8 protein-coding genes are annotated in these 8,905 nt (G+C 73.1%); 3 read left to right on the top strand and 5 right to left on the bottom strand.

Annotated features, from left to right (window positions below; translation table 11 throughout):
* Positions 1 to 105 precede the first annotated feature (105 nt).
* From E1258_RS26645 to E1258_RS26640, 3 genes are all read right to left on the bottom strand, one after another.
* On the bottom strand, positions 106 to 762 hold the full coding sequence (locus E1258_RS26645) for a 4'-phosphopantetheinyl transferase (protein ID WP_132405948.1): 657 nt from the start codon (positions 760 to 762) through the stop codon (positions 106 to 108).
* Positions 763 to 820: 58 nt separating this feature from the next.
* Positions 821 to 958 carry a hypothetical protein gene (locus E1258_RS33610; RefSeq protein ID WP_165949908.1) on the bottom strand — a complete coding sequence of 46 codons (138 nt, stop codon included), beginning with the start codon at positions 956 to 958 and terminating at the stop codon, positions 821 to 823.
* A gap of 463 nt (positions 959 to 1,421) precedes the next feature.
* On the bottom strand, positions 1,422 to 3,155 hold the full coding sequence (locus tag E1258_RS26640) for a dolichyl-phosphate-mannose--protein mannosyltransferase (protein ID WP_132405946.1): 1,734 nt from the start codon (positions 3,153 to 3,155) through the stop codon (positions 1,422 to 1,424).
* Positions 3,156 to 3,247: 92 nt separating this feature from the next.
* Here E1258_RS26640 and rsmI point away from each other — a divergent pair, with 92 nt between their 5' ends.
* On the top strand, positions 3,248 to 4,087 hold the full coding sequence (gene rsmI / locus E1258_RS26635; protein ID WP_371688690.1) for a 16S rRNA (cytidine(1402)-2'-O)-methyltransferase: 840 nt from the start codon (positions 3,248 to 3,250) through the stop codon (positions 4,085 to 4,087).
* Positions 4,088 to 4,222: 135 nt separating this feature from the next.
* Here rsmI and E1258_RS26630 read toward each other — a convergent pair whose 3' ends face one another.
* The gene (locus E1258_RS26630; RefSeq protein ID WP_243715710.1) at positions 4,223 to 5,266 is read right to left on the bottom strand and encodes a hypothetical protein; all 1,044 of its coding nucleotides are present in this window, start codon (positions 5,264 to 5,266) and stop codon (positions 4,223 to 4,225) included.
* Between the two features lie 176 nt (positions 5,267 to 5,442).
* Here E1258_RS26630 and metG point away from each other — a divergent pair, with 176 nt between their 5' ends.
* Together metG and E1258_RS26620 are read left to right on the top strand one after the other, a co-directional pair.
* Positions 5,443 to 7,245, top strand: coding sequence for a methionine--tRNA ligase (gene metG / locus E1258_RS26625; protein ID WP_132405942.1), 1,803 nt, complete (start codon positions 5,443 to 5,445; stop codon positions 7,243 to 7,245).
* 282 nt (positions 7,246 to 7,527) lie between these two features.
* Positions 7,528 to 8,307: a class I SAM-dependent methyltransferase gene (locus tag E1258_RS26620; RefSeq protein WP_132405940.1), complete on the top strand. Its 780-nt coding sequence runs from the start codon at positions 7,528 to 7,530 to the stop codon at positions 8,305 to 8,307.
* 91 nt (positions 8,308 to 8,398) lie between these two features.
* On the opposite strand, the gene E1258_RS26615 is transcribed toward E1258_RS26620, so the two are convergent.
* Positions 8,399 to 8,890, bottom strand: a complete 492-nt coding sequence (locus E1258_RS26615) for an alpha/beta fold hydrolase (RefSeq protein WP_243715709.1) — start codon at positions 8,888 to 8,890, stop codon at positions 8,399 to 8,401.
* Positions 8,891 to 8,905: the final 15 nt, after the last annotated feature.

Raw genomic sequence — 8,905 nt, 5'->3', positions numbered from 1 at the left:
GTAAGGGGGCTGGGGGTGGCTCAACGTACTCCTCGGCACCTCATCGCGATCTCGAACGTCCTGACGGTATCGCTCCTGGCCAAGTCCCGGATCGCCCCGACCGTCTCAGCGGGGTAACAGGACGGCGGCGGTGCGGACCACGTCGGCGTCGACCGTGAACCGTCCGGTGACCGTCGCGGGCGGGTCGGGCACCGGGGCCGCGTCCAGCCGGGCGGGGGCGATCCGGGCCGTGGACAGGCCGGAGTCCGGGTCCAGCTCGACGCGGGCGTCGTGGAAGTCCAGCCATGTGCCGACGACCGGGTGCCACACCTTGTAGATGGTCTCCTTGGCGCTGAACAGCACGGCCGCCCAGGGGACGGTGTCGGGAAGCCGGGCACAGTCGTCCCATTCCTCGGGCAGGCCGATCAGCCGGCGTACCCCCGCGTTGAGTTCCCGGTGTCGCTCGGCGTCCATGCCGACCGACCGGATCTCGTCGGCGCGGGCCACGGCGGCGGCGCAGTAGCCCGGCGTGTGGGTGATGGTGCCGACCACCCCGGCGGGCCAGACCGGGGAGCGGTCCGGCGCGGAGGGCACGGCGACGGCCGGTACGCCGAGCCGGGTGAGCGCCCGTCGGGCGCAGACCCGCCCGGCGGTGAAGTCGCGACGCCGACGCTGGACCGCCCGCTCGCTCAGGCAGGCCAGCTCGGCGGGAAGCAGCTTCCCGGCCCAGTCGTCCCCGCCGGCGACGGCCACCGCGACCTCGGGCGGCAGCAGGTCACGCATCCCGTCTCCTGACGCTCGTCGCCGTCGAAGGTACCGCATCCACCCCGTCACGGGCGGATCATGGGGTCGGCGGGGGCCGCACCGTCGCCGACCTCGGCGACCAGCAGGTCCACGTCAACGCGACCGCCGGGCCGAGCAGCACGGTCGCGGCCAGCGATCCACGGAAGACGGTGGTCGATCGTCTCTTGTCGATCATTGGGGCGAGCGTGGTGAGATCCGCATTGGAGGATCCGGCGGGCCCGGCCGGCCGGCGGACGTACGCCCCGGCGGGCGGCTCCGCCGGGCGGCACAGTCGTGAGCGTTCCGAAAGGTTCTCGCCACACAACTGACGACCATCTGCCGCATTCAGCCATTAGACTGGTGGTGTCCGTCAAAAATCTGACGCGAGTCCACCCGTTGTGCAGGTGGTGCCGGGTGGCTAAGCTTCAATTGCGCGCCCCAATCGCCCGCTTCCCCCGTGGCAGGCGATCGGGGCGCGCGTCTGTGCGTCGAGGGGTCTTCTCTGAGCCCGGTGGGGCTTCACGCGGGCCGGTCTCCGCCCGATTGTGCGATATCCGACGGCCATCGACGGGCGTGGCGTCCTGCCCCCCGCCGCCGTCACAGCGCGCGCACCCCCGCCCGCCCCGAGTGGGGCGGGCGTCAGGCCGGCAGGCGCGCCGTCAGGTCCAGCGGCCGTCCAGCCAAATTCGGGCCGACCACTCCGCGTACGGCAGCACCCGAGCCACGAAGATCGGATAGAAGTACGCGAAGCAGAGCGTGACCAGCAGCACGTACGCGCCCACCACGACGCCGCCCACCAGCCGGCGTTCGGCCGCCGCCTCGTCGTCGGTGCCGGCGGGCGCTTCCCCGGCCGGGGCCCGCGCCCCGCCATCGGCCGGCGAGACGATCGCGCCCAGCACGTAGACGACCGCCAGGACCAGGAACGGCACGGCCGGCGCGGCGTAGAAGGAGAACATCGTCCGCCCGCCGTCGAGGGCGAACCAGAACCAGGGCAGCAGGCCGGCGGCCACGCAGAGCAGGATCGCCCCGGCCCGCCAGTCCCGCCGCGCGATGCCGATCCAGGCCGCCCCGGCCAGGGCGGGCAGGAACGACCACCACAGCAGCGGCGTGCCCAGCAGCAGGATCTCCGAGGCGCAGCTCGCCGCGCCGCAGCCGCCGTCGCTCGACCAGTGGATCGCCACCGGCCGGCCCAGCAGCAGCCACTGCCAGGGCCAGGACTGGTACTTGTGCGGGTCGTCCAGCTGCTTGTGGAAGCCGTACGCCGCCTTGTGGTACTCCCACAGGTTGTTCAGCGCCCCGACGAACGGGGTGTCGCTCAGGCCGGGCACGCTCGGGTACCGGGCGGCGAGGCGGTAGTAACCGTCGTCGGTCAACAGCCAGCCCGACCAGGTGGCGACGTAGGTGACGACCATGAGGACGCCGGCCAGCGCCAGCCAGGGCAACTCGTCGAGCAGCGCGTCGCGCCACGGCCGGCGTACCCCGGCGGAGCGGCGGACGCCGACCTCCCACAGCAGGGCCAGCAGCGCGAAGGCCGGCAGGAAGTACAGCGCGCTCCACTTGACAGCGCAGGCGCAGCCGAGCAGCACCCCGGCGGCCAGCCGCCACCACGGCCAGTTCCGCCAGCCACCGGCGGGCCGGCCGGCGCGCCCGGGCAGGGTGGGGTCGAGGCCGGAGTCCAGCGCCCGGCTCCACCGCCGACGCCGGGCGTCCCGGTCGATGACCAGGGCGCCGAACGCGGCCAGTACGAACAGCAGCAGGAAGATGTCGAGCAGGGCGATGCGGGAGAGGACCAGGTGGAAGCCGTCGAGGGCGAGCAGCAGGCCGGCGGCGCAGCCGAGCGTGGTGGAGCGGAACAGCCGGCGGCCGATGCGCACCAACAGCAGCACCGACACGATGCCGGCCAGGGCGGCGCTGAAGCGCCAGCCGAACTCCGGTGCGGTCGTCATCAGGTGCCCGGGCACGGAGATGTTGTGCTCGGCGTCGGAGTACCCGAACGCCCACTCGCCGAGGCCGATCAGCCACTTGCCCAGTGGCGGGTGCACCACGTACGACGGGCCGTTGTCCTTGTAGTTCCACTCGACGGCCTTGTCGATGAGCGCCCAGCTGTCGCGGGCATAGTAGATCTCGTCGAAGATCTTGCCCTTCGGGTTGCTGAGATCGACCAGGCGCAGGATCGCGGCGATCGCCACCACGACGGCGGTGGCCAGCCACGAGTTGATGTCCAGCCGGGCGTCGACGGTGGCGAGCCGTCGCCGCACGATCGCGGGAACGCCCCCGCCCCCGCCGCCGCCGGGGGTTGGGGGAGCCCCGGACTCCTCGGTCGCGCCGCCGCCAGATCCGGCGTGCTCCGATCCCGTCCGGCCCGCGCTCTGCGCTGTCGACGCACTCGTCACCAAGCGATCGTAGGCTGCGGAGGTGCCCGGCGGCGCCCGTCGTCTCCGATACCGGTACAACTGTCGATGAAGGAGCGCACCTCGTGGGCGAAATGTCCGAATCAGGATGCCTGATCCTCCTCGGAGCGCCGCTCGGCAACCCGGCCGACGCGTCCGCCCGGTTCCGCGAGGTGCTCGCCGCCGCCGACGTGGTCGCCGCCGAGGACACCCGGCGGCTCACCCGGCTGACCCGGGACCTCGACGTCGCCGTCCCCGGCCGGATCGTCTCCTACTTCGAGGGCAACGAGGAGCGGCGCACCCCCGAACTGGTCGAGGTCCTCCGCGAGGGGTACGTCGTCGCCCTGGTCACCGACGGCGGGATGCCCAGCGTCTCCGACCCCGGGTACCGGCTGGTCCGGGGGGCCCTCGACGCCGGAGTCCCGGTGACCGCCGCCCCCGGGCCCAGCGCCGTCACCACCGCCCTCGCGCTGTCCGGCCTGCCCAGCGACCGGTTCTGCTTCGAGGGCTTCCTGCCCCGCACGCCCGGCGCTCGGCGGTCCCGGCTGCGCGGCCTGGCCGGCGAGGAGCGAACCCTGGTCCTCTTCGAGGCCCCGCACCGGATCACCGGCACGCTCGCCGACCTGGCCGCCGAGTTCGGCGCCGACCGGCCGGCCGCGCTCTGCCGCGAGCTGACCAAGACGTACGAGGAGGTGCTCCGCCGCCCGCTCGGCGAGCTGGCGGTCTGGGCCGCCGAACACGAGCCGCGCGGCGAGATCACCCTCGTGGTGGCCGGCGCGCCCCCGGCCGCCACCCGCCGCCCCGACGACGAGACGCTGCGTGCGGCCGTCGCCGAGCGGGAGGCCGCCGGCCTGTCCCGGCGCGACGCGATCACCGAGGTTGCCACCGAGTACGGCCTGCGCCGCCGCGACGTCTACACCACCACCCACGCCTGAGGTGCAAGGAAGGGCCCCCTGTTAACGCTTTCGGTACAGGAAGGGCCCCTTCCTGACCAGCCGGAAGGTGGCCCGGCCGAACCGGGCCGGGAGGCGGGGCGGGGCGGCGGGAACCGGCCGGCCGTCGGGCGGTTCCTACCAGGCGGCGGCGAGGAAGCCGACGCCGATCACGAGCGGGCCGGCCACCGCGGCCGTCACCGCCCACCGGCGGGCCCGCCGGTCGGCCAGCCTGGCCGCGCCGGTGTACCGGGCGATTCCCGCGCCGCAGGCCAGCACCAGCAGCAGCCCGAGCAGCCAGCGCAGGTGCCGGCCGGCGCCGGTGTCGGCGTACGCGGTGTCGCCCGACGGGCCCGTCATCCGGGCGGTCAGGGTGGAGCCGGCGGCGGTGCGCTCGGCGGGCACGCCGCTGACGCGTACCCCGAAGGCGATGAACCGCTCGCCCTCGGCGGTGAAGATCCCCCGGCAGCGCTGCGTCAGCCCGGTGCCCGTGCATTCGCCGATCACGACGGTGCCGGTGGTGGCGTGTCCGACGGCGAGCCAGAACGGGCCGGCGCTCACCCAGGCGAAGAAGGCGGCGAGCAGGCTGAGCGCCAGCAGCGCGGAGAGGCCCTGCCACGGGTCCGGCGGATGGGCTGGGCGGTCGGCTGCCCGCCGAGCACCGCGCCCGGCGGAGTCCGCGCCGGCGGCGCGTCGCCGCCACCAGCGTCCGCGGCCGTGCTCCTCCCGCAGGGGCGTACCGTCCCAGTGCACCTCCTCGATCGGCGGCCAGAACAGCCCGTCGTCGCCCGGCACCTTCTCGTCGGGGGCGGGCCCCGGGCGGAGTCGGCTGCCGGGCTGTCGGACCGGAACCCGGCGTGGCACCGCGTCGACCGGTGCCCCGGTGGTGGGCTCCACCTCCACCGGACGGTCGGGGCCGCCGACGGGCTGTCCGGCCTGTGTCGCCGGGCCGGGCTGCGTTGGCGGAACCGGCTGGCCCGCTCGCGGCGCGACCGTGTCCGGCGACGTCGCCGGACCGGCCGCCGGGGTGGGCAGCGGGTCGGTGGACGGTACGGGGCGCGGCTGCGGTGCCACGCCCGGCGCCCGGGCTGCCGGTTCGGGCGGGGGCTCGTCGCCGAGCGCCGACCCGCCGGGCGGCTCCTCGTGGTCCGGGGCGGCTCGTCTGCCAGTCACGGGGTTCATTGGACACCGACTCTGGTGAGGGGCGGGGCAGCTCAGGCCGCGTGTCGGCGACAAATCGGGCGGATGGTCCCCGGTGGTCGATGTCGCCGCCGTCCGGCCTCGGCTCTCCCGCGCGGCGCGGCGAGCCGGCCTATTGGTTCGCGGTGCCCCGGCGGCGGTCACTAGGCTTGCTGGTCATGAGTCACGTTCTCGCGGCGGTAGCCTGGCCGTACGCCAACGGCCCGCGCCACATCGGCCACGTCTCCGGTTTCGGCGTTCCCTCCGACGTCTTCGCCCGGTACATGCGGATGGCCGGCCACGACGTGCTCATGGTCTCGGGCACCGACGAGCACGGCACCCCGATCCAGGTGCAGGCCGACGCCGAGGGGGTCACCCCCCGCGAGCTGGCCGACCGGTACAACCGGGTGATCGCCGAGGACCTGCGGGCGCTCGGGCTGTCGTACGACCTGTTCACCCGCACCACCACCCGTAACCACTACGCGGTGGTGCAGGAGCTGTTCTCCGGGCTGCACCGCAACGGCTACATCGTGCCGAGGGTCACCACCGGCGCGATCTCGCCGTCGACCGGCCGGACCCTGCCCGACCGGTACATCGAGGGCACCTGCCCGATCTGCGGGTACGACAGCGCCCGCGGGGACCAGTGCGACAACTGCGGCAACCAGCTCGACCCGGTCGACCTGATCACCCCCAAGTCCAAGATCAACGGTGAGACGCCGGAGTTCGTCGAGACCGAGCACTTCTTCCTCGACCTGCCCGCCCTCGCCGAGGCCCTGCGGCGGTGGCTGGACGGCCGGGAGGGCTGGCGGCCCAACGTGCTGCGGTTCTCGCGGAACCTGCTCGACGACCTCCAGCCCCGGGCCATCACCCGGGACCTGGAGTGGGGCGTGCCGATCCCCCTCGACGGCTGGCGCGACCGCCCGGACAAGCGGATCTACGTCTGGTTCGACGCGGTCATCGGCTACCTGTCGGCGTCCATCGAGTGGGCCCGCCGCACCGGCGACCCGGAGGCGTGGCGCAGGTGGTGGTCCGCCGACGCCGAGGGCAAGGACGCCCTGAGCTACTACTTCATGGGCAAGGACAACATCGTCTTCCACTCGGTGATCTGGCCGGCGCTGCTCGGCGGGTACTCCGGTGCGGGCGACCGGGACGGCGAACCCGGCGCGCTGGGTCGGCTCAACCTGCCCACCGAGGTCGTCTCCAGCGAGTACCTGACGATGGAGGGACGCAAGTTCTCCTCGTCCCGCAAGGTCGTCATCTACGTCCGGGACTTCCTGGAGCGGTACGACGCGGACGCGCTGCGCTACTTCATCGCCGTCGCCGGGCCGGAGAGCAACGACACCGACTTCACCTGGGCCGAGTTCCTTCGCCGCAACAACGACGAACTGGTCGCCGGCTGGGGGAACCTGGTCAACCGGTCGGTGTCGATGACGGCGAAGAACTTCGGCGCGATTCCGCCGGTCGATCCGGCCGGGCTCACCGAGGCCGACGAGGCGCTGCTCGCCACCGCCCGGGTCGGCTTCGACACCGTCGGTGACCTGATCGGCCGGCACCGGCAGAAGCAGGCCATCGGTGAGGCGATGCGGGTCGTTGCCGAGGCCAACAAGTACCTGTCCGAACAGGCCCCCTGGAAGCTCAAGGACCCTGCCGACAAGCCCCGGATGGGCACCATCCTGCACGTCGCCCTCCAGGTGGTCAGCGACGCGAACACCCTGCTCACCCCGTTCCTGCCGCACTCGGCGCAGCAGATCCACGAGCTGCTCGGCGGCACCGGCGTGCACGCCCCGATGCCGGTGATCGAGGAGGTCGACGACCTCGACGGCGGGCCCGCGTACCCGGTGCTGACCGGGGACTACACGGTCGGGGCGCGCTGGGAGTCCGTACCGGTCGAGGTGGGCCGGCCGCTCGCGGCGCCGAAGCCGGTGTTCCGCAAGCTCGACCCGTCGATCGTCGAGGAGGAGCTGGCCCGGCTCGCCGGCTGACCGTCCCGTGCTGAGGAGAACGCGGCCGTCGGGCTGCCGGTACTCTGCCTGGCCGAGGCGACTCGGGCAGTCGCCGACGCTGACCGGCTCGACCACTACCAGGCCGTCGAGATCCTCATGTGAGACCCGGAGAGCTGGCGGGCGGTCAACCCAGGATCGACCCTCGTGCCGTGAGGCGGGCTGAGTGGGTGGCTGTGGTTCGCGGACCGAACCGACCGAGGATCGTGATCAGGGCGCCCGCACGGGCACGGGCACGGCCGGGGCACGGGATAGCGTGGACGGATGAGTTTTGATCCAGTGGCGCACAACCGCGTGGCCTGGGACCGGCAGGTCGACCAGGGCAACGAGTGGTCGCGGCCGATCTCCGCCGAGACGGTCGCCAGGGCGCGGGCCGGTGACTGGTCGGTCGTGCTCATCGGCTACCGACCCGTAGACCGCTCCTGGTTCCCCGCCGACCTGGCCGGCGCGGACGTGCTGTGCCTGGCCTCCGGCGGCGGCCAGCAGGGGCCGACGCTCGCCGCGGCCGGGGCCCGCGTCACCGTGCTGGACAACTCGCCGCGCCAGCTCGAGCAGGACGAGCTGGTCGCCCAGCGGGACAACCTGCCGCTGCGGACGATGCTCGGCGACATGCGCGACCTGTCCGCGTTCGCCGACTCCTCGTTCGACCTCGTCTTCAACCCGGTCTCGAACCTGTTCATCCCCGAGCTCGCCCCGGTGTGGCGGGAGTCCTTCCGGGTGCTGCGACCGGGCGGGGCGCTGCTGTGCGGCTTCCTCAACCCGGACGTCTACCTGTTCGACCGCGAGGCGCTGGACCAGCGCGGCGAGCTGGTGGTCCGGCACAAGCTGCCGTACAGCGACGTCACGCACGTACCGGTTGAGGAACGCGAGCGGCTCTTCGGCGCGGACGCGCCGCTGGAGTACAGCCACAGCATGGCCGAGCAGCTCGGCGGCCAGCTCGCCGCAGGCTTCGTCATAACCGGGTTCGAGGAGGCACCGCACCACGCGGACGCCACCGCGGGCTGGCTGCCCGGCTACTTCGCGACCCGCGCCGTCAAACCATGATGGAACTCGACGACAGGAGCGTGACGGCCGACGAGCTGGCCGGCTGGTCGCCATGTCGCCGTACCGGCGTTCTCGCCGGGCGCGGGCGCGCTCAACGCCGTGCCATCGCCGGGGCGACGACGAACTCCAGGATCGCCCGGTTCACCTCGTCGGCGTTGGTCCACGGGATGCCGTGCGGCGCGCCCCCGAGCGTCACCAGCCGGCCGTCGGGCAGCATCGGCTGCAACCGCTGACCGGTCACGCCGTACGGCAGAACCCGGTCCTGGTCGCCCTGGACGATCAGCACCGGCACGTCGATCCGGGGCACGTCGGGTCGGAAGTCGGTCAGCCAGGCGTCCACGCACTGGTACGTGCCGATCGCCGAGGCCCGCGCGCCGATGTCCCAGTGCGCCCGGTACGCCTCCTCGCTGACCAGCTTGCCCTTGTTGTCGGCGTAGTTGAAGAAGCTGTCGCAGAAGCTGCTGAGGAATGCGAACCGGTCAGCGAGGATCGCCTGCTGGAAGCCGTCGAACAGGCTTCGGTCCAGCCCCTCCGGGTTGTCCGGGGTCTTCAGCAGCAATGGCGCGAGCGGGGCGAGCAGCACCGCCAACCGTTATGC

This window comes from Micromonospora sp. KC207 (genome assembly GCF_004348615.1).
GTDB lineage: Bacteria > Actinomycetota > Actinomycetes > Mycobacteriales > Micromonosporaceae > Micromonospora.
The sequence above is the reverse complement of the archived record's forward strand: the minus strand, read 5'-3'. Positions and strand labels throughout refer to the sequence as shown.

What these genes read in the sequence shown, in the direction of transcription:
- E1258_RS26645 (WP_132405948.1), bottom strand. Translation starts at nt 762, where the DNA reads ATGCGTGACCTGCTGCCGCCCGAGGTCGCGGTGGCCGTCGCCGGCGGG.
- E1258_RS33610 (WP_165949908.1), bottom strand. Translation starts at nt 958, where the DNA reads ATGATCGACAAGAGACGATCGACCACCGTCTTCCGTGGATCGCTGGCC.
- rsmI (WP_371688690.1), top strand. Translation starts at nt 3,248, where the DNA reads ATGTCCGAATCAGGATGCCTGATCCTCCTCGGAGCGCCGCTCGGCAAC.
- E1258_RS26630 (WP_243715710.1), bottom strand. Translation starts at nt 5,266, where the DNA reads ATGAACCCCGTGACTGGCAGACGAGCCGCCCCGGACCACGAGGAGCCG.
- metG (WP_132405942.1), top strand. Translation starts at nt 5,443, where the DNA reads ATGAGTCACGTTCTCGCGGCGGTAGCCTGGCCGTACGCCAACGGCCCG.
- E1258_RS26620 (WP_132405940.1), top strand. Translation starts at nt 7,528, where the DNA reads ATGAGTTTTGATCCAGTGGCGCACAACCGCGTGGCCTGGGACCGGCAG.